The 19,401-nt window shown below is 69.5% G+C and carries 17 protein-coding genes and 1 pseudogene; 9 read left to right on the plus strand and 9 right to left on the minus strand.

The annotated features are described in order from the left end of the window. Both JO059_RS17060 and JO059_RS17065 read left to right on the plus strand, forming a co-directional pair. Positions 1-762: pseudogene (locus JO059_RS17060) on the plus strand (DNA-binding protein); the annotation flags it as partial. Positions 763-776: 14 nt separating this feature from the next. Beyond that, the gene (locus tag JO059_RS17065) at positions 777-1,997 is read left to right on the plus strand and encodes a TRAM domain-containing protein (RefSeq protein WP_293320805.1); all 1,221 of its coding nucleotides are present in this window, start codon (positions 777-779) and stop codon (positions 1,995-1,997) included. A gap of 48 nt (positions 1,998-2,045) precedes the next feature. On the opposite strand, the gene JO059_RS17070 is transcribed toward JO059_RS17065, so the two are convergent. Both JO059_RS17070 and JO059_RS17075 read right to left on the minus strand, forming a co-directional pair. Further along, complete coding sequence (locus JO059_RS17070; RefSeq protein WP_293320772.1) at positions 2,046-3,335, minus strand: ArsB/NhaD family transporter; 1,290 nt, start codon at positions 3,333-3,335, stop codon at positions 2,046-2,048. 3 nt (positions 3,336-3,338) lie between these two features. Next, positions 3,339-3,782 (minus strand): CBS domain-containing protein, encoded by a 444-nt coding sequence (locus JO059_RS17075; RefSeq protein ID WP_293320774.1) that lies wholly within the window; start codon positions 3,780-3,782, stop codon positions 3,339-3,341. Between the two features lie 75 nt (positions 3,783-3,857). Between JO059_RS17075 and dxs the strand changes: the two genes are divergently transcribed. Further along, the gene (gene dxs / locus JO059_RS17080) at positions 3,858-5,783 is read left to right on the plus strand and encodes a 1-deoxy-D-xylulose-5-phosphate synthase (protein ID WP_293320776.1); all 1,926 of its coding nucleotides are present in this window, start codon (positions 3,858-3,860) and stop codon (positions 5,781-5,783) included. A 31-nt stretch (positions 5,784-5,814) separates the two neighbouring features. Here the strand turns inward: dxs and JO059_RS17085 are convergent, their stop codons facing one another. The 3 genes from JO059_RS17085 to JO059_RS17095 form a co-directional block, all read right to left on the minus strand. Further along, positions 5,815-7,113: a ribonuclease D gene (locus JO059_RS17085; RefSeq protein WP_293320778.1), complete on the minus strand. Its 1,299-nt coding sequence runs from the start codon at positions 7,111-7,113 to the stop codon at positions 5,815-5,817. 1 nt (position 7,114) lies between these two features. After that, positions 7,115-7,696, minus strand: coding sequence for a DUF3000 domain-containing protein (locus tag JO059_RS17090; RefSeq protein WP_293320780.1), 582 nt, complete (start codon positions 7,694-7,696; stop codon positions 7,115-7,117). Positions 7,697-7,889: 193 nt separating this feature from the next. Then, the gene (locus JO059_RS17095) at positions 7,890-8,720 is read right to left on the minus strand and encodes an enoyl-CoA hydratase/isomerase family protein (RefSeq protein WP_293320782.1); all 831 of its coding nucleotides are present in this window, start codon (positions 8,718-8,720) and stop codon (positions 7,890-7,892) included. A gap of 50 nt (positions 8,721-8,770) precedes the next feature. Here JO059_RS17095 and hemE point away from each other — a divergent pair, with 50 nt between their 5' ends. The 5 genes from hemE to JO059_RS17120 all read left to right on the plus strand — a co-directional run bounded on the left by hemE (position 8,771) and on the right by JO059_RS17120 (position 14,309). After that, positions 8,771-9,844, plus strand: coding sequence for a uroporphyrinogen decarboxylase (gene hemE / locus JO059_RS17100; protein WP_293320784.1), 1,074 nt, complete (start codon positions 8,771-8,773; stop codon positions 9,842-9,844). After that, positions 9,841-11,217 carry a protoporphyrinogen oxidase gene (locus JO059_RS17105; protein WP_293320786.1) on the plus strand — a complete coding sequence of 459 codons (1,377 nt, stop codon included), beginning with the start codon at positions 9,841-9,843 and terminating at the stop codon, positions 11,215-11,217. The genes hemE and JO059_RS17105 overlap by 4 nt, the downstream gene beginning before the upstream one ends. A 5-nt stretch (positions 11,218-11,222) precedes the next feature. Next, on the plus strand, positions 11,223-11,930 hold the full coding sequence (gene hemQ, locus JO059_RS17110) for a hydrogen peroxide-dependent heme synthase (protein WP_293320788.1): 708 nt from the start codon (positions 11,223-11,225) through the stop codon (positions 11,928-11,930). A gap of 12 nt (positions 11,931-11,942) precedes the next feature. Further along, complete coding sequence (locus tag JO059_RS17115; protein ID WP_293320790.1) at positions 11,943-12,692, plus strand: class I SAM-dependent methyltransferase; 750 nt, start codon at positions 11,943-11,945, stop codon at positions 12,690-12,692. Between the two features lie 141 nt (positions 12,693-12,833). Continuing rightward, a complete protein-coding gene (locus JO059_RS17120; protein WP_293320792.1) occupies positions 12,834-14,309 on the plus strand; it encodes a PE family protein in 1,476 nt (491 codons plus the stop codon). A 34-nt stretch (positions 14,310-14,343) separates the two neighbouring features. Here JO059_RS17120 and msrB read toward each other — a convergent pair whose 3' ends face one another. The 4 genes from msrB to JO059_RS17140 are packed head-to-tail and all read right to left on the minus strand — an operon-like array spanning position 14,344 to position 18,484. Next, complete coding sequence (gene msrB, locus JO059_RS17125; RefSeq protein ID WP_293320794.1) at positions 14,344-14,751, minus strand: peptide-methionine (R)-S-oxide reductase MsrB; 408 nt, start codon at positions 14,749-14,751, stop codon at positions 14,344-14,346. Next, the gene (gene aftC, locus JO059_RS17130) at positions 14,748-16,058 is read right to left on the minus strand and encodes an arabinofuranan 3-O-arabinosyltransferase (protein ID WP_293320796.1); all 1,311 of its coding nucleotides are present in this window, start codon (positions 16,056-16,058) and stop codon (positions 14,748-14,750) included. The genes msrB and aftC overlap by 4 nt, the downstream gene beginning before the upstream one ends. A gap of 19 nt (positions 16,059-16,077) precedes the next feature. Further along, positions 16,078-17,643, minus strand: a complete 1,566-nt coding sequence (locus JO059_RS17135) for an alpha/beta hydrolase (protein WP_293320799.1) — start codon at positions 17,641-17,643, stop codon at positions 16,078-16,080. Between the two features lie 25 nt (positions 17,644-17,668). Then, on the minus strand, positions 17,669-18,484 hold the full coding sequence (locus JO059_RS17140; RefSeq protein WP_293320801.1) for a pyrimidine reductase family protein: 816 nt from the start codon (positions 18,482-18,484) through the stop codon (positions 17,669-17,671). Between JO059_RS17140 and zapE the strand changes: the two genes are divergently transcribed. Beyond that, the coding region (gene zapE / locus JO059_RS17145; protein WP_293320803.1) for a cell division protein ZapE at positions 18,483-19,401 on the plus strand (919 nt) is incomplete at its 3' end. The two genes, JO059_RS17140 and zapE, sit on opposite strands and share 2 nt — an antisense overlap.

The following is a 19,401-nucleotide window of genomic DNA, read 5'->3' on the forward strand; positions in this document are numbered from 1 at the left end:
AGCCAGATCGGTATGGTCAGGCACTGGACCCGCTTGCTGCGCACCGAGACCAATGCGCGGGTGCGTCGCAAGATGATGCGTTCCCGGGTGGTCAACACCGTCGGATTGCTTTCCACCGGTGCGGTGTTGCTGGTCGTCCTGGTCACCAAGTTCGCCGCCGGTGCTTGGATCGCACTTTTTGCGATGAGTCTGCTGTTCCTGGTCATGAAAATGATTCACCGGCACTACAACACGGTCAGCCGGGAATTGGCGGAGCAAGAGTCCGCCCAACACGACGTCGTGTTGCCGAGCCGCAACCACGCCCTGGTGCTGGTGTCGAAGTTGCACCTGCCGACGCTGCGCGCGTTGGCCTACGCGCGCGCCACCCGGCCAGACACGCTCGAGGCCCTCACGGTCAGCGTCGATGACGGGGAGACACGGCAACTGGTGCACAAGTGGCGGGAAAGCGACATCAGCGTGCCGCTCAAGGTCATCGCCTCGCCGTACCGCGAAATCACCCGCCCCATTTTGGATTACGTCAAACGACTCACCAAAGAGTCACCGCGTACCGTGGTAACGGTCTTCATCCCCGAATACGTGGTGGGTCATTGGTGGGAGCAGGTACTGCACAATCAAAGCGCGCTGCGGCTCAAGGGCCGGTTGCTGTTCATGCCGAACGTGATGGTGACTTCTGTTCCCTGGCAACTGAGTTCGTCGGAACGACTCAAGACGTTGCAACCGCACGCGGCGCCGGGCGACGCACGTCGCGGAATCTTCGATTGAGCACCGAAGCGCCGGTGCCGGCGGCCGGCCGAGAATTGACGCTGGTGACCGGCGCCCCCGCCAACGGCGGCAGTTGCGTCGCACACCACGAGGGCCGAGTCGTATTCGTCCGCTACGCGCTCCCCGGCGAGCGGGTGCGGGTCAGAGTCGCCGCCGACCGCGGATCCTATTGGCACGCAGAGGTTGTCGAGGTGATCGAGCCGTCCGATGATCGGGTCGCGCCGCAGTGCCCGATTGCGGGGGCCGACGGCGCCGGGTGCTGCGACCTGGCGTTCGCCGCCCCCGCGGCGGCCCGGGTGCTCAAGGCGCACGTCGTGGCCAATCAGCTGCAGCGGCTGGGCGGCCATCACTGGGTGGGCCCGGACACCGGGGCCGAACCGCTCTCCGATTCCGGCCCCACCGGGTGGCGCACCCGAGTGCGCCTCGACGTGGGTGCGGACCGCCGGCCCGGCTTTCACCGCTACCACAGCGACGAGCTGGTCACCGACCTGCGCTGTGCGCAGTTGCCGGCCGGCATGCTGGACGGCCTGGCCGAGGGGGCATTCGAGGACGAGCTGTCCCCGGCCGCCCATGTGCACGTGGCCGTCGACGATGACGGTGAGCGCCATGTGGTGCGCACCCAACGACAAGGCAAGAAAACCGCGACCAAGGTGGTGGACGGCAGCTATGAGGCGGTGCAGCGGGTGGGCGGGCGCAGCTGGCGGGTGCCGGTCACGGCGTTCTGGCAGGCGCATCGGGACGCCGCGACGATCTACAGCGAACTTGTTTCGGACTGGGCGCAACCCGATGCCGGCATGACCGTCTGGGATCTCTACGGCGGGGCGGGCGTTTTCGCGGCCGCACTCGGCCGCGCGGTGGGGGAGACGGGCCGGGTGCTGAGTGTCGACACCTCGCGCGCGGCGACCCGGGCCGCGCGTGCGGCGCTGGCCGATCTGCCCCAGATAGAGGTCATCACCGATTCGGTGCGGCGGGTGCTGACGGCGCAACGGGCCGCCGCCTCGAGAGCAGGTGTCGCGGTGCTGGATCCACCGCGGGCGGGCGCGGGACGCGACGTCGTCGACCTGCTGGCCGCCGCCGGGGTGCCGCGCGTGGTCCACATCGGTTGCGAGGCAGCGTCTTTCGCCCGCGATATCGGTCTCTACCGCGGGCACGGCTACGCGGTCGAGAAGATCAAGGTCTTCGATGCCTTCCCGCTGACCCATCACACCGAATGCGTTGCCCTGCTGACCCGTTGAGGTTCGGGCGCCATAGCAGCAGACTCGGCGTGCGGGGGCAGGCTCGCCTCATGCCACCACGAAATATCGCAGCCACAAGTAGAGCGCGGACAGCGCGGCCGACACGGCGGTGACGACCGCGCCCTTGCGGGTGAATTCCCAGAAGGAGATGGGATTGTCTGCGCGCGCGGCGATCCCGATCACGACGACATTGGCGCTGGCGCCGACCGCGGTCAGGTTGCCGCCGAGGTCGGTGCCGAGGGCAAGGGCCCACCACAAGACGCCCGGATTGACGTGGTCTCCGAGGGCGGGCGCCAAACCCGCGACGATAGGCGCCATGGTCGCGGCGTAGGGAACATTGTTGACGACCCCGCTGATCAGGAGCGACGCGGCGAGGATCACCATGGTCGCGAGCAAAGTGTTGCCGCCGGTGGCGGCAATCGCGAAATGCGCCAGTTGCCTGACGACGCCGGTCTTTACCAGGGCCCCGACCATGACGAACAGGCCGGCGAAGAACAGCAGGGTTTCCCATTCAACGCTGGACAAGTAATCGGAATGCTCCAACCGCGAAACGATGATCAGCATGCCGGCGCCCAACAACGCCACGATGGACGGCGCCATATGCACCCACGAGTGGGCGATGAAACCGGCGAACACCGCCGCCAAGACGACGCCGCAGGCAATGAGCAGCCGGTGATCGCGAATGGCCTCCCTTTCCTCCAGCTCCATTACGTCGGCGACCCGCTCGGGGGCGACGGTGAACGCACCGGGGAACAGGCGTGGCAGCAGGACGATCAGAACGGCCATCGCGATCGTGACGATCGGCGCGAGGTGGATCAGGAAGTCGTTGAACGTCAGGCCCGCCTTGCTCGCGATGATGATGTTCGGCGGGTCGCCGACCAGTGTGGCGGTGCCACCGATATTCGATGCGAACGCCTCGGCCATCAAGAACGGCGCCGCGTTGATCGCCAGCCGCTCACACACCAGCAAGGTCACCGGCGCGATCAGCAACACCGTGGTCACGTTGTCCAGGAGGGCCGAGGCGACCGCCGTGACCAGCACCAGCAGAATCATCACGCGCAGCGGGGAGCCGCGGGCGCGCTTGGCCGACCAGATCGCGACGTACTCGAAGACACCGGTCTGCCGCAACACGCTGACGATGATCATCATGCCCAGCAGCAAAAAGATTACGTCCCAGTCGATTCCGGTGTCATGCGAGTAGAAGACGTCATCGGAGTTGATCATCGGCAAGGCGACCACGATGGCGGCGCCCGTCAGCGCCACCAATGTCTTGTTGACTCGATCGCTGGCGATCAGCGCGTACGCGACGACGAACACGACGATCGCGACGACGCTCATATATCAGTGCTTCAGTGCCGCAGCCAGTACACGCGAAGCCGTGATGACGCCGAACAGGGAGCCGTCTTTGACCACCGCGATCAGCGGGCTTCTCAGCCGCGCCATGACGGCGGCCACCTCGATGATCGTGTCGTCCGCGTGCGCGAACGGCACGTCGGCGAGGTGCTCCGGCAGCATGTCCCCGACCGTCTTGCCGGCCAACCTGTCGGCCGCGCGATCGGCCGTGGATTCGTTGAGCACACCAGCCAAGGACGGATCGTCTTGCACGTAGCGCGGCACGATGAACCGGACGACCTGGGAAGCCGGGAGCACGGCGGAGGGTTTCCCGGACATGTCCGTGACGACTATCCCGGGCAGTCTGTGCTCGGCGAGCAGACGCGCGGCATCGAGCGCATCGGAGTCGATGCTCACCACCGGGAAGTCCTCGGCGAGATCCTCGGCGCGCACATGGAAACAATACGTCCGTGTGGACCGTCAACCCGGAAAAGTAGTGATCCGCCCGTCGCTGCGTAGACTAGCCAGATGCTCGAACAGATCCGCGGGCCCGCAGATCTGCAGCACCTCTCCCACCAGCAGCTTGGCGGTCTGGCCGCCGAGATCCGCGAGTTCCTGATCCACAAGGTCGCTGCCACCGGGGGGCACCTGGGGCCCAACCTCGGCGTGGTGGAGCTGACGCTCGCGCTGCACCGGGTGTTCTGCTCGCCGCATGACCCCATCATTTTCGACACCGGTCACCAGGCCTACGTCCACAAGATGTTGACGGGACGCTCGCCCGACTTCGAGAGCCTGCGTAAGAAGGGCGGGCTATCGGGGTATCCGTCGCGCTCCGAGAGCGAACACGACTGGGTGGAGTCCAGCCACGCCAGCGCCGCCCTGTCCTACGCCGACGGCCTGGCCAAAGCGTTCGAATTGGCCGGACACCGAAACCGGCATGTGGTTGCCGTGGTCGGCGACGGCGCGCTGACCGGCGGTATGTGCTGGGAGGCGCTGAACAACATCGCCGCCTCCGGCCGGCCGATGATCGTCGTGGTCAACGACAACGGCCGCAGCTACGCGCCCACGATCGGCGGCGTCGCCGACCACCTGGCGACCCTGCGGCTGCAGCCCGCCTACGAGCAGGCCCTGGAAAAGGGCCGCGACGCGGTGCGCTCGTTGCCCCTGGTCGGCGAGCTCGCCTACCGCTTCATGCACAGCGTGAAAGCCGGCATCAAGGACTCGCTGGCACCGCAGCTGCTGTTCACCGACCTGGGCCTGAAGTACGTCGGCCCCGTCGACGGCCACGACGAACGCGCGGTGGAGGCCGCACTGCGCCACGCCCGCGGCTTCGGGCGCCCGGTGATCGTGCACGTCGTCACCCGCAAGGGCATGGGTTATGCGCCGGCCGAGGACGACGAGGCCGAACAGATGCATTCCTGCGGCGTGATCGACCCGGCCACCGGCCTGGCCACCAAGATTGCCGGTCCGGGCTGGACGGCAACCTTTTCCGATGCGCTCATCGGCTACGCCAAAAAGCGCCGAGATATCGTCGCCATCACCGCGGCGATGCCCGGCCCGACCGGCCTGTCCGCCTTCGGGCAACGGTTCCCGGACCGCTTGTTCGACGTCGGCATCGCCGAGCAGCACGCCATCACATCGGCGGCCGGACTGGCGCTGGGCGGCATGCACCCGGTGGTGGCCATCTACTCGACATTCCTCAACCGGGCGTTCGACCAGATCATGATGGATGTGGCGCTGCACAAGCTGCCCGTCACGATGGTGCTCGACCGGGCGGGGATCACCGGCAACGACGGCCCGAGCCACAACGGCATGTGGGACCTGTCGATGCTGAACATCGTTCCCGGCATTCGGGTGGCCGCACCCCGCGATGCGACCCGGTTGCGCGAAGAACTGGGCGAGGCCCTCGACGTCGACGACGGTCCGACGGCGATCCGGTTCCCCAAAGGCGATGTGGGCGAAGATATTCCGGCCCTGGAGCGCCGCGGGTCGGGCGTTTCGGGCATTGATGTGCTGGCGGTGCCGGCCGGGGGGGTGAACCACGACGTACTGCTGGTGGGCGTCGGCGCGTTCGTCCCGATGGCGCTGGCGGTCGCCAAGCGGCTGCACAACCAGGGAATCGGTGTGACGGTCATCGATCCGCGTTGGGTGCTGCCGGTCTCCGACGGCGTGCTCGAACTGGCGGCCCAGCACAAGTTGCTCGTCACCCTCGAGGACAACGGGGTCAACGGCGGGGTGGGTTCGGCGGTGTCGGCCGCGCTGCGGCGCGCCGAGATCGACACCCCCTGCCGCGACGTCGGTCTGCCGCAGGAGTTCTACGGGCACGCATCCCGCGGCGAGCTGCTCGCCGATCTAGGGTTGACCGACCAGGACGTGGCCCGCCGGATCACCGGCTGGGTCGCCGCGTTGGGCAGCAGCGTCTCGGAAGCGGAGATCCGCGAGCACCTGGACTAGGCGCCGCGGAGTGTGCGCCCACGCCCTCGTTTCACGCCCGGGCTTCGTCGGCGCCGGCAGGCGGCTGCAGCGCCCCGGCCAGCACCGGGTCCACCAGTTCGCGCTGCCATGCCCGCGCCTGCCCGGCCCGCAGGAAGTCGTCGACGGCCTTCTCGGGATCCGGCCCGCCCGGCCAGTCCCAGCACAGGCGTCGCACCAGGTCGGGTGAGACGAGGTTCTCGGTGGGGACGTGGACGCGCTCCGACACCTCGGCCAGCGCAGCGCGGGCCGCCTCGAGCCGGGCGGCGGCCTCGGGTTTCCGCCTGCTCCACCGCGCCGTCGCCGGGGGACCGTTGGGCGGTTCGACCTCGTCGGGCGGGTCTTGACTTTGCCGGGCCGCTTGCAGCGCCGCCAGCCAGACCCCGGCGTTGCGGCGCTGGTTGCGGCCTCCGAACACCGGCAATTCGACCAGATCCTCGATCGTCTTCGGATCGGCGATCGCGGCGTCGATGATGGCCGAATCCGGCAGGATGCGGCGCGGCGCGATGTCACGACGCTGGGCGATCCGATCGCGCGTCGTCCACATCTCCCGAACCGCGGCCAGGCCTCGCCGGTCGCGCACCCGATGAATCCCGGACGTTCGCCGCCAGCGGTCACGTCGTGCGACCGGCGCCACCTCGGTGGCCGCCGTTTTCCGCAGATAATCGAATTCCTCTGCGGCCCAAGCTGTTTTGCCCTGCTTGTCCAGCACATCCGAAATCGCCGAGCGCAGCTCGATCAGCAGCTCCACGTCCAGGGCCGCGTAATTCAGCCACTCGGTGGGCAGCGGGCGTTTGGACCAGTCGGCCGCGCCGTGGCCCTTGGCCAGCCCGAGACCCAAGAGCCGCTCGACCATGGTCGCCAGGTTCACCCGGTCGAACCCGGCCAGCCGTCCGGCGAGTTCGGTGTCGTACAGTGCCGGCGGCCGCATGCCGACCTCGGCCAGGCACGGCAGGTCTTGATCGGCGGAGTGCAGGATCCACTCGTCTGCAGCGAGCACGTCGGCGACGGGCCGCAGCGCGGCGAGCGGGTCGGCGCCGTGGCCCACCGGGTCGATGAGCACCGTGCCCGCGCCGGCCCGTCGGATCTGAATCAGGTAGGCACGGTTGGAGTACCGAAACCCCGACGCACGCTCGGCGTCCACCGCGAACGGTCCACGCCCGCGGGCCAGACGGCGCGCGGCCGCCTCGATCTCGCGGACGGTCACGGAGATCTCGGGAATGCCCTCGGCGGGATGCAACAGCGGAGTGGGTTCGGACGCCGTGCTGCCGGGCGCGGTGCTACCCGGCCCGTCGGGCGACGGACCACCCATTTCAGGCGCGTGACCGCGAGCCCAGGTCGGCGACCCCGGCCGGCGGCAGGCCCGCGGCGTGCTCCAACACCTCGCAGAACGCCTCGACATGCGCCCCGACTTGGGGCGTGGTCGCCGTCCACGATGCCCGCAGCTCCACCTGGTGGGCGCGGGGCGGTCCCGAGATGTCGCCGTAGCGCACCGACGTGGTGGCGGTGACGGTCCCGCCCAGCGCGGTGACGCGCTCCATGCGCGACTGCAGCGCGTCGACGAGCCAACTCCACGCCACCTCCGGCAGCAGGGGATCGACGGCCTCACTGGGATCCAGATCGGCCTGCACGTAGGCGACCAGCCGAATGGTGCCATCCCAGGCGTCGGCGCCGTCGGGGTCATAGAGCAAGATCAGCCGGCCGAAAGCGTCGCCCTCGGATCGTTCCGGGACGATTTCGAGGTCCGGGTGCTTGACCTCGGCTCCCAGCGCGTAACTGAAGGGCGCCAGCCGCTGCGGCGGTCGGATCGGACCCAGCTCGATCTCCCTCCGCACGGTGACGGCGTTCATCGCCGCGACCGCCTCGCGGAATGGGGCCGGTTCGGCTGAGCTCAACGGCGCCGCTCCTCTTCGTTGCTCGCGTCCCCCGCAAGCGGGAGATGCCCCCGCCGCCGCATTGTCGCGGGCGCGGGTCACAGCGTTCGACGGTAGACCGTTCGGCCGACACGCCGCCACAGGCGCGCCGAGCCGGGCGCGCGCCGCGACCAAGCCGTTACAGGGGCCGGTATTCGGGCCCTGGTAGGGGCCGTTATCGGCGCTCATCGGCCCGCTCAGGTCGCCGCGCGCCGCTGAAGCGGGCCGGGCGCTTCTCCCGGTGGGCGGCGAGGCCTTCCCGGACGTCGGGGCCGGCGAAACCAAGAAACTCCAGGCCCAGCGACGTTTCGAAGGCCGGGGCGAACATGCGATACCAGTGGTTCAGGCTGCGCTTGGTCCAGCGGATCGCGTTCTGCGCGCCCCGCGCCAGGTCCTCGGCGAGCCGGGTTGCGGTGGGCAGGACGTCGTCGTCGTCGACGCACTGGGAGACCAGCCCTATGCGCTCGGCCTCCTCACCGAGCAACGTCTCGCAGGTGAGCAGGTAGTACTTGGCCTTGGCCATCCCGACCAGCAGCGGCCAGCAGATCGCGGCGTGATCACCCGCGGCCACCCCCAGCCGGGTGTGTCCATCGATGAGCTTCGCGGTGCGGCCCGCGACCGAGATGTCGGCCAGCAAAGCCACCACCAGACCCGCCCCGACAGCGGGACCCCGGATCGCCGAGACCACCGGCTTGTCGAAGTTGACGATGTTGAGCACCAGGTCGCGGGCCTCGCGCATGATGCGGAGCCGGCCCTCGTAGTCACCGATGGTTTCCTCGATCAGGTCGAAACTGCCGCCGGAGGAGAAGGCCTTGCCCTCACCGCGCACCAGGACCGCGCGAACGGCGGGGTCGCGATCGATCACCGGCCAGACGTCGGCCAGGTCGCTGTGCATCTGCGGGCCGACCGAGTTCAGGCCCGGCGCGTCGAGAACCAACGTCAGCACGCCGTTCTCACCGGTTTCGCAGCGCAGGCTGGGGAAGTCGTCATAAACCGGCTTCGGCATTTTCTCAGCGCCCCCGAACGTCTCGGAATGTCATGGCAGCATTGAGCCCAATGACTACTCGTCGCGACCTTACCGAGTCGCCGTATCTCGCCGTCGTCGCCGGGCGCAAACCGAGCCGGTTGCCCGTGTGGTTCATGCGGCAAGCGGGTCGCTCGCTGCCGGAATACCGGGCGGTGCGCGAACGGCACAGCATGTTGGCGGCCTGCCTGGAGCCCGAGGTCGCCTGTGAGATCACGCTGCAGCCGGTGCGCCGACACGGCGTCGACGCCGCGATCCTGTTCTCCGACATCGTGGTGCCGCTGCGCGCCTCGGGCGTCGAATTGGACATCGTCGCGGACGTCGGGCCCGTGATCGCTCATCCGGTGCGCACCGAAGCCGACATCGATGCCATGAAACCCCTTGACCGGCAAGCAGTTCAGCCCGTGTGCGAGGCGGTCAGGCTGTTGGTAGGGGAGCTCGGGGACGTTCCGTTGATCGGTTTCGCCGGAGCGCCGTTCACGCTGGCGTCCTACCTCGTCGAAGGCGGGCCAAGCCATACCCACGCGCGCACCAAAGCGATGATGCTTGCCGATCCGACGAGCTGGCACGCGCTGATGTCGAAGCTGACCGACCTCACCGTGTCGTTCCTGCGCGGGCAAATCGAGGCGGGCGTGGACGCCATCCAGGTCTTCGATTCGTGGGCGGGAACGCTGTCGCTGGCCCACTACCGCCAATACGTGCTGCCACACAGCTCGCGGGTGTTCGCCGCCCTGGCCGAATACTCCGTGCCCATGACGCACTTCGGCGTCGGGACCGCCGAGTTGCTGGGCGCGATGTCCGCCGCGCTGAAATGCGGCATCAAGCCCGGCCAGTGCACCGTTGTCGGGGTGGACTGGCGCACCTCCCTTGCCGACGCCGCCGCCCGCGTCGAACCCGGCACCGCGTTGCAGGGCAACCTCGACCCGGTGGTGCTGCTGGCGGGCTGGCCGGTGGCCGAACGGGCCGCGCGGGCCGTGATCGAAGACGGGCGCCGCGCCGTCGACGCCGGTGCGACCGGCCATGTTTTCAACCTCGGCCACGGCGTGCTGCCGGAGACCGACCCCGGTGTGCTGACCGAGCTGGTTTCGTTGGTTCACTCGCTATGACGAGTCTCTCGTATTGCCCCTCGTATTGCATTGTGGGAGGCGGGATCTCGGGGCTGACGGCGGCGAACCGCTTGCGCGTCGCCGTCGGCGAGGATGCGACCATCACGCTTTTCGATCCCGCCGACCGGCTCGGCGGCATACTGCGCACCGAACTGGTCGGCGGATTGCCCATGGACCTGGGGGCCGAGGCCTTCGTTGTCCGCCGGCCGGAGATGCCGGCGTTGCTGGCCGAGCTTGGCCTGTCCGAGCGCCAACTGAGCACGACCGGCGCCCGCCCGCTGATTTACAGCCAGCAGGAGCTGCACCCGCTGCCTGCCGCCACCGTCGTCGGGATCCCGGCGTCGGCCGGTTCGCTGGCGGGACTGGTCGACGAGGCGACGATCGCGCGCATCGACGCCGAAGCCGCCCGCCCGCTGGCCTGGGAGCCCGGCCGCGACCTTGCGGTGGCCGAATTGGTGGGCGATCGGTTCGGCGAGCAGGTGGTGGCCCGCTCGGTGGACCCGCTGCTGAGCGGGGTCTATGCGGGCTCCGCGTCGACGATCGGGCTGCGCGCGGCCGCCCCCGGGGTGGCGGCGGCGCTCGACCACGGGGCCCCGAGCCTGATCGACGCGGTCCGCCAAGCGCTGCCGCCGGCCACGGGCGCGCCGGTCTTCGGGGCGCTGGACGGCGGCTACCAGGTGCTGATCGACGAGCTCGCCGGGCGCAGCCGGTTGCGCTGGGTGCGCAGCGCGGTGCGCCGGCTCGAGCCCGCAGAGGCGGGCTGGACCGTGCTCGACGCCACCGGCGCTCGCCGGCACGCCGACGCCGTCATCCTGGCCGTGCCCGCCCGGCGGCTGGCACAGCTCGTGGCGGACGTGGCCCCCCGGACACGCGCCGCCGCCGGCCGGATTGCGAGCGCGTCGTCGGCGGTGGTGGCACTCGCCGTGCCCGCGGACACCCCGTTTCCGCAGTGTTCCGGGGTGCTGGCGGCCACCGGCGAGCCGCTGCGCGCCAAGGCGATCACGCTGTCGTCGCGCAAGTGGGGTCCCCGTGGCGACTCGCAGCTGGTTCGCCTGTCGTTCGGGCGGTTCGGCGACGACCTCGCGTCCCGTGCGTCCGACGAGGAGCTGCTGGACTGGGCGGTGAGCGATCTGGCGGCCGTTTTCGGCCTGACCGTCGAGCCCGTCGACGCCCGAGTCCGGCGCTGGATCGAGGCGATGCCGCAGTATGGCCCCGGCCACGCCGAGCTGGTCGCCGAGTTGCGCGCCGGCCTGCCGCCGGGGCTGGCGGTGGCCGGCAGCTACCTGGACGGGATCGGCGTCCCGGCGTGCATCGGGGCGGCCGGCCGCGCGGTCGAGGCCTTAGTAGGCCCTGCAGTGAAAGTGGCACGATAGTTTCCATGGCCAAACTCGACGCGAAACTGGATTTTGCCGCCCTGAACTCGCAGCTTCGCTACCTGATGTTCTCGGTGTTCGCGGTGCGGCCCGGCGCGCTCGGCGAGGAGCGAGAGGCCATCATCGACGACGCGTCGACCTTTTTGAAGCTGCAGGAGGAACGCGGCGTCGTCGTCCGCGGCCTCTACGATGTCGCAGGCCTGCGGGCCGACGCCGATTTCATGATCTGGACCCACGCGGAGTCCGTGGAATCGCTGCAGGGCACCTACGCCGATTTCCGGCGCACCACGACGCTGGGCCGGGTGTGTACTCCCGTCTGGAGCAGCGTGGCGCTGCACCGGCCGGCCGAGTTCAACAAGAGCCATATCCCCGCGTTCCTGGCCGGGGAGGAGCCCGGCGCCTACATCTGCGTGTATCCGTTCGTGCGGTCCTACGAGTGGTATCTGCTGCCCGACGAGGAACGTCGCCGGATGCTCGCCGAGCACGGCATGGCCGCGCGCGAGTACAAGGATGTCCGCGCGAATACGGTGCCCGCGTTTGCGCTCGGCGACTACGAGTGGATCCTGGCCTTCGAGGCCCCGCAATTGGACCGCATCGTCGATCTGATGCGCGAGCTGCGCGCCACCGACGCCCGCCGGCATACCCGCGCCGAGACACCGTTTTTCACCGGTCCCCGGGTGCCGGTGGACCAGCTGGTGAATTCGCTGCCGTAAAGGAGAATCTCAATGACGACGTTCGATCCCTCCGATCCGACCCGGTTCGAGGAGATGTACCGCGACGAGCGGATGCAGCACGGCTTGCCCGCCGCCACCCCGTGGGACATCGGCGGTCCCCAGCCGGTGGTCCGCCAACTGGTCGCGCTGGGCGCGATCAAGGGCGACGTGCTCGACCCCGGCACCGGCCCCGGTCACCACGCGATCTACTACGCGTCGCAGGGCTACCGGGCCACCGGTATCGACGGGTCGGCCGGCGCCCTGGAGCGGGCCCGGGAAAACGCGCGGAAGGCCGGGGTGTCGGTGGACTTCCAGTTGGCCGACGCCACCAAGCTCGAGGGATTGGACGGCCGGTTCGACACCGTCGTCGACTGCGCGTTCTACCACACCTTCAGCACCGAGCCCGAGCTGCAGAAGTCCTACGTGCAGGCGCTGCGACGGGCCACCAAGCCGGGCGCGCGGCTGTACATGTTCGAGTTCGGCGAGCACAACGTCAACGGCTTCACCATGCCGCGCTCGCTGTCCGAAGACGACTTTCGCCAGGTGCTTCCACTCGGCGGATGGGAGCTCACCTACCTGGGACCGACGACCTATCAGGTCAACATGAGCCTCGAGACCCTCGAAGCGATGGCCCAGCGCAACCCCGACATGGCCGACCGGGTCGGACCGCTGATGGAGCGGTTCCGGGTGATGGAGCCCTGGCTGGTCGACGGGCGGCTGCACGCCCCGTTCTGGGAGGTTCACGCGACCCGGGTGGACTGACCGCCGGGGCGGATCTCCACCGAACCCGGGGTATCCGTGCGTCGAATCGCGTAGGCTCCTGCCGACCGTCCGATGGTGATCGGCGGTCCCGGGGGGCGTGACTTTTCATCCTGGGCATTGGGGATATTGGGAGGTGTCCGAATGTCGTTTCTGACCGTGGCCCCCGACATGATGGTGGCGGCGGCCAACGATCTGGCGGGGATCGGTTCGGCAATCAGCGACGCTCACGCGGCCGCCGCCGGCCCGACGACGGGCGTGCTGGCGGCGGGCGCCGACGAGGTGTCCGCGGCCATCGCGGCGGTCTTCTCCGGGCACGGGCGGGCATTTCAGGGACTGGGCTCGACGGCCGCGGCCTTCCATGCGCAGTTTGTGCACAACATCACCTCGGGTGGCGCCGGATACACCGCGGCTGAGGCCGGCGCCCAACAGAGCCTGCAGGACATCATCAACGCGCCGACCGAGGCGCTGCTGGGTCGCCCCCTGATCGGCAACGGCACCAACGGGGGCACGGTAAACGGGGTGGGGCAGAGCGGCGGCCCCGGCGGCCTGTTGATCGGCAACGGCGGGGCCGGCGGGAACAGCACGAACCCCGGATCGCCCGGCGGTAAAGGCGGGGCCGCGGGTGTGTTCGGCGCCGGCGGCCCGGGCGGGGCGGGGGGCTCCAACGCCACAGGCGTCGGCGGCAACGGCGGCGCCGGGGGCCGCGGCGGGGTGTTCGGCGCGGGGGGCGCGGGCGGCAACGGCGGCTATGGCTTGACACATGGGGGTAACGGCGGCGCCGGCGGCGCCGGCGGCCTCTTCGGCTTCGGCGGGCCCGACCAGACCCACGGCGGCCCCGGTGGCGTCGGCGGCGCCTCCGCGGGGATTGGCGGAACCGGCGGGGCCGGCGGCGCCGGCGGCTTCCTGGGCTCCGGCGGGTTCGGAGGCACCGGCGGAAGCGGCGCGACCGGCGGGACCGGCGGGGCCGGCGGGACGAGCCTGGGGTGGGGCAACGGTGGCGCCGGCGGCGCCGGCGGGACAGGCACCGTGGGCGACGGCGGCGGCGGCGGTCGCGGCGGCAACGGCGGCGGGTTCGAGGGCTCCGGCGGCCTCGGCGGAGCCGGCGGCTCCGGGAACGTCAACGGCGGTGACGGCGGCGCCGGGGGCAACGCCGGCGGTATCTCCGGCAACGGCGGGCCGGCCGGCGCCGGCGGTACCGGCGTTACGGGCCACGGCGGCAACGGCGGCAACGGCGGCAACTCCAACCCGTTCCAAGGCGCCGGCGGGGCCGGCGGCCGCGGTGGAATCGGCGCCACCACCGGCGGCAACGGCGGGTTCGGCGGCAACGGCGCCACGTTCAACGGCTCGGGCGGACCCGGCGGCGTCGGCGGGTTCGGCACCATCGGGGGCGGCAACGGTGGGGGCGGCGGCAAGGCCGGAATCATCGGCAACGGCGGAATCGGCGCCACCGGCGGCGAGGGCTTGGCATTCGGCGGCAACGGCGGCAACGGCGGGAACGCCGATCTGATCGGCAACGGCGGCAACGCGGCCGACGGCGGCCCGGGCCCGGTCCCGGGCAAGCCGGGCACAGGCGGCGCCGGGGGGAGCCTCATCGGCACGCCCGGGATGCCCGGGTAACAGCCGGGGCAAAGAAGGCGCCGGCCCGCGCCTGCTAACTCGTGGCCGGGAGCAGGCGCAGCGAAATCGAGTTGATGCAGTAGCGCTGATCGGTCGGGGTCGGATACCCCTCGCCGGCGAAAACGTGCCCTAAATGACTGTGGCAGTTCGCACACAGCACCTCGGTGCGCGTCGTGCCCAGCGAGTGGTCGGGCCGCAGGATCACCGCGTCCGAGCTCGCCGGGTCGAAGAACGACGGCCAGCCGCAGTGCGATTCGAATTTCTCTGTGCTGCGGAACAATTCGGCACCGCAGGCCCGGCATTGGTACACGCCTTCGGTTTTGGTGTCGGTGTACTCACCGGTGAATGGCCGCTCGGTACCGGCGCGGCGCAGCACGTGAAACTCCTCCGGGGTGAGTTTCTGCCGCCACTCGTCGTCGGTCAGCTGCACGTTCGGAGTCATGCTTCCACGCTAGCCTTAACCGGCCTGGGCGTCAGCCACGCCGGATCCAGCCCGCGATCCAGCCGGTTTTCGGCCTTGGCGTCCAGGTAGCGGAAGTACAGCACAGTAGACACCACGATCAGCAGCAGCGACCAGCCGTAGGTGATCTTCAGGTATTGCAGTGCGCGGCCGTACCGCATCCAGTTGAACAGCAGCCAGTTGTCCAGCGTCATGAAGCCGTAGATGCCCAGCCACGCCGGCCAGCTGCGGATCAGCGAGTTCGGCAGCACGACCGTCATCAGGAACGGGAGCAACATCATCGAGTAGTAGCCCTGCGCCAGCGACAGCACCAGCCACGACCACAGCAGCAGCACGCCCGACGAACTGGTGAACCAGAACAGCGGGTCGCGGGTGCGGTAGTAGCGGTACAGCAGCCACATCGCGCCGATCGCGAGCAGGGTGAACAAAATCCGCAGGAACACGATCAACCAGGTGGGCAGGCCGAAGTACACGCCGTTGCCCTCAATGGAGCTGTTGAAGTAATCGCGCGTGCCCAGGATGTATGGCACCGTCTTGGTAACGAAGTCCATGGGGTGGCTGACCAGCGGCCAGGCGGCCACGTTGATCACCACCGGAACGACGATCGCCGTCACCCATGCGCGCCACTGGCGATTCAACAAGGGCAGCAACAGCAATGGCGCGAGCACCGGTTTGAGCGTCAGGGTCAGCCCGATCGCGACGCCGGCCCACCACTGATGACCCGTCCTCCCGTCGAGCAGCCACCGCAAAAAGAGCAGCTCCGCCAGCAGGACGCAGCCGTTGATGTTGGTGAAAACCAGTGTGCTGGAGACACTTTCGGTGCAGAACATGGCCAGCAGTAAGGCTGGCGCGGCGACCGAGGCCAGCGTGAACTTGAACAGCCGCAGCAGCAGGTACCAGGCGATGAGGATGGCCACGGCGTTGATCACGATGAACAGATACCGCGAGGGCGTGAAGGACAGATAGCCGAAGGGCGCCATCAGCAGCGTGCCGCCGGGTGGGTACAGGTAGTGCGGGTCGACGTAATCGAAGTGCTCGTTGTAGATGTCCAGGCCGTGCCGGAAGTTGTTCACGGCGCGGTAGACCGGTTTGAAGTCGTCGGTGATGTTGCCGTTCAACGGCAGGATGATGCTGCGGTGCAGCACCGACATGATGGCCACCGGCCACAGCGCCGACCGCAACACCGTCGCTGCGCGCGGTGCGCCGGTGCCGGGACGAAACGCGGCGAGTACGCGGTCACGCAAGCCGGTTGGGGTCGAGGCAGCTTCCGTCACCAGCGCACCGTACACCGGGCATCGGCGCGAACTGTCAGGCGGGACAGTAGGTGTCGGTTGCCGGCAGCTTGCCGCTGTCGAGATAGCCCCTCAGCGGTGGAACCGCGCAGGGCGAATAGATGCTGGCGCCGTGGCCGATGCCCTGCCACATCACCCGCTTGCTGGCCGCGTTGGCGTTGATGATGGTGGCCGCCGTCGCGGCGACCCCTTCGATGCCCACGATCGGGTCGTTCTGTACGCCGGCAAGAAGGACGTCCACTTTGAGGTCCTTGGGCGGCGCCGGGGGGGAACCGGTGGGCCAGTGCACGCACTTGACCAAGTTGAGCGCGGCGACGGTGCCGAATTGCGGGTAGAGCTTGCCCCACGCGACGACCAGCTCACGCACCCGGTCGGGGGTGGGCCGGTTGATCGCGTCGCTGCAGGAGTTGACGAACTGGCCGTCGGAGTCATCGGTCGCGGCGGCGCGGTTGATCAAGGCGTTCAGCTGGTTGGTGTCCCCGGAACGGGCGGCCGCCAGCGCGTTGGCCAGGCTCGTGGTGGCGTCGACGCGGCCGCTCGACGGATAGCCCAGGGCGATGGTGATCGCGTTGGCCAACGCGGACACGGGTGCCCCGCCTGGGCCCCGGCCGGCGCGGGCATCGGCCAGCAGGGTGCTGACGGCGCCCTTCGGATCGGGCCCGAGCGCGCACCGCACGGCGACGCACTGCGCGGCGAAGGCGTCGAGCGCCGCCTGCTGGCCCTTGACCTGTTGCTCGGCGGCCGTTTCGGCGTTGGCGCCCAAGGCGGCGGGGGAGTCCAGGATCAACCTGGCGACCCGGTCGGGTCGCGACGCGGCGTAGGCCAGGGCGACCTGCGCTCCGTTGCCGATCCCGAGCAGGGCGACCGCGGGCACATCCCAGATGTTGCGCAGCCGCTCGATGTCGGAGGCCGCGTGCGAATCGTCATAGGCCGACGCGCTCGGGCCGATGCCGACGGCGTCGGTGCAGCTTGTGGTGGCGGCGTTGGAGACCTCGGAAAGGTTGGCCACCGGGTCGTCGCCGGGTTGAAATTGCGCCTGGTCGCGCATCGTCTGGCGGTCTTGGCGGTTCCGGCAGTCGATCGGGCTCGACATGCCGATGCCGCGGCGGTCCACGGCGACGACGGGATGCGTTTGTAGTACGTCGGCGCCCGCGCGGGACAGCCAGACCGGCAACTGCGTCGAGGACGGCAGGTCAGAGCCCGTGCTGAGGACCAGCGGGCCCGCGTCGTGCGGGGTCTGGTTGGAGCGGGCGCGGACCACGCCGATGCTCAGGGTTCCGGACCCGCCGCCCGACGGGTCGAGGTCGGCGTCGTAGCTCGCGCAATCGAGCTTGACGCCGGGCACCGCGGGAATGGCGGCATCCGTGAAGACGCGTGCGGTGCAGTCGCGCCAGGACAAGTCGTTCTTGGGCGCGGCGATCGGCGGGGGACCGCTCGGCGGCGGCTTTGTCGTGGCGGCACCCTGCGGCCGGGCGCCGGAGTTGGTGGCAAAGCGCGGGTCTGCGGCAAGTCCGGGGACGCAGCCGGCCACGATCGCGCTCACCGCGACCAGGACCGTCGCGTATGCGATCTGCCGACTCATGCGTTTCACAGTAGCTGTGACTTTTTCAGGCCTTGACGTAGCGCGTGTAGAGGTAGCCCGCTTCGTCGGTCAGGATGTGGGCGCAGCGCATGCGGGTCAGCAGTTGCGCGGGCCCCGTCGCGATGCGCAATGCGTGCCCGCCGACGAGGTACGGCGCGATCGTCAGGCACAGCTCGTCGAGCATGTCGCGCTGGATGAAGGCGCCGAGCAGCATGGGGCCGCCCTCGGTGAGGATGCGATGCATGCCGCGTGCCCCCAGGGCCGCCAGCAAGACGGCCTCGTCGACGTCGCCGCTGTTGCCGCCCGAGCAGTCGACCACCTCGCACAGGTCGCCGAGCCGTCGGCGGGTTTCCTCGGCCGCCGCCGTGCAGGTGAGCACCAGGGGCGCCACCTCGGTCCGGGTGAACACCGGCATGTCGCGCTCCAGGCCCCCCGACCTGGTGACGATGGCCAGCCGGGGAACCTCGCTTTGCCCGCGGGCCTGGCGCCGCTGCCGCTGCGCGACGCCCAGGTGTGCGCCGGAATAGCCCTCGATCCGGACAGTGCCCGCGCCGACCACGATGACGTCCGCGAGTTCGCGTAGCAGATGGAAGACAAGCCGGTCGCCCGGTCCGGCCAGCGTGCCGGTCTTGCCTTCCGCGGTGGCACCGCCGTCCACGCTGGCGATGAAATTCGCGCGGACCCACGTCCGGCCCTCGTGCGGGTAGTCGCGCTCGTGCGGATAATCGTAGAGCCGGGGAAGCTCGCCGTCCTCGAGCTCGCGTATCGCCCCGAGCAGCGTCAGCGGCACCGCTGACGGCTCCGCGGGTTGGATGGTCCCGCCGGCCTCGGAGAGGGGCATGGGCTCGATTGCAGCACGCCGCTACAGTTCCTGCATGCACGGGTCCGCCTCTGCCGATGCGCCGGGCCCGGTGGCCGGGCTGGTGGATCGGCATCCGAGTGTGACGCCGGGGCGGCTGATCGCCCAGTTGCGGCCGCCGCCAACCTTCGCCGACGTCAGCTTCGCGACATACCAACCCGATCCGGCGGAGCCCACCCAGGCGGCCGCGGTCGTGGCTTGTCAAGAGTTCTGCCGGCAGGCCGTGGAGCGTCGGGCCGGTCGCCGCAAACTGTTCGGAAAACGGGCCGCTTTGCCCGGCGTGGGGCTCTATCTCGACGGCGGCTTCGGTGTGGGCAAGACCCATCTGCTGGCATCGGCCTATTACCAATTGCCCGGCCCGGGACCCGAGACGGCGCCGGACGCCCCGACACCTCCCAAGGCATTTGCGACCTTCGGTGAGCTCACTCAGCTCGCCGGGGTGTTCGGCTACGCCGAATGCATCGACATGCTGGCCGGTTTCACGGCGGTGTGCATCGACGAGTTCGAGCTCGACGATCCGGGCAACACCACCCTGATCTCGCGGATGCTTTCGTCATTGGTCGAGCGGGGTGTTTCGGTGGCTGCCACGTCGAACACCCTGCCCGAGCAGCTCGGCGAGGGCCGCTTTGCCGCCCAAGACTTTCTGCGCGAAATCAACACGCTGGCAAGCATTTTCACCACGGTGCGAATCGACGGGCCCGATTATCGGCACCGCGGTCTGCCGCCGGCGCCACCGCCGTTGTCGGACGCCGAGGTGATCGCGCGTGCGGCGGCGTCCGACGGTGCGACGCTCGACGATTTCGACGCGCTGTGTGAGCATCTGGCGACCATGCACCCGTCGCGGTATTTGGCCCTGATCGGGGGCGTCGCCGCGGTGTACCTAACCGGAGTGCACGGCA

This window comes from Mycobacterium sp. (assembly GCF_019247615.1).
Classification (GTDB): Bacteria; Actinomycetota; Actinomycetes; order Mycobacteriales; family Mycobacteriaceae; genus Mycobacterium.

Coding starts and splice junctions, on each gene's coding strand:
- JO059_RS17120 (WP_293320792.1), top strand. CDS start 12,834: ATGTCGTTTCTGACCGTGGCCCCCGACATGATGGTGGCGGCGGCCAAC.
- msrB (WP_293320794.1), bottom strand. CDS start 14,751: ATGACTCCGAACGTGCAGCTGACCGACGACGAGTGGCGGCAGAAACTC.
- hemQ (WP_293320788.1), top strand. CDS start 11,223: ATGGCCAAACTCGACGCGAAACTGGATTTTGCCGCCCTGAACTCGCAG.
- JO059_RS17105 (WP_293320786.1), top strand. CDS start 9,841: ATGACGAGTCTCTCGTATTGCCCCTCGTATTGCATTGTGGGAGGCGGG.
- JO059_RS17135 (WP_293320799.1), bottom strand. CDS start 17,643: ATGAGTCGGCAGATCGCATACGCGACGGTCCTGGTCGCGGTGAGCGCG.
- JO059_RS17115 (WP_293320790.1), top strand. CDS start 11,943: ATGACGACGTTCGATCCCTCCGATCCGACCCGGTTCGAGGAGATGTAC.
- JO059_RS17140 (WP_293320801.1), bottom strand. CDS start 18,484: ATGCCCCTCTCCGAGGCCGGCGGGACCATCCAACCCGCGGAGCCGTCA.
- JO059_RS17095 (WP_293320782.1), bottom strand. CDS start 8,720: ATGCCGAAGCCGGTTTATGACGACTTCCCCAGCCTGCGCTGCGAAACC.
- hemE (WP_293320784.1), top strand. CDS start 8,771: ATGACTACTCGTCGCGACCTTACCGAGTCGCCGTATCTCGCCGTCGTC.
- JO059_RS17085 (WP_293320778.1), bottom strand. CDS start 7,113: ATGGGTGGTCCGTCGCCCGACGGGCCGGGTAGCACCGCGCCCGGCAGC.
- dxs (WP_293320776.1), top strand. CDS start 3,858: ATGCTCGAACAGATCCGCGGGCCCGCAGATCTGCAGCACCTCTCCCAC.
- JO059_RS17070 (WP_293320772.1), bottom strand. CDS start 3,335: ATGAGCGTCGTCGCGATCGTCGTGTTCGTCGTCGCGTACGCGCTGATC.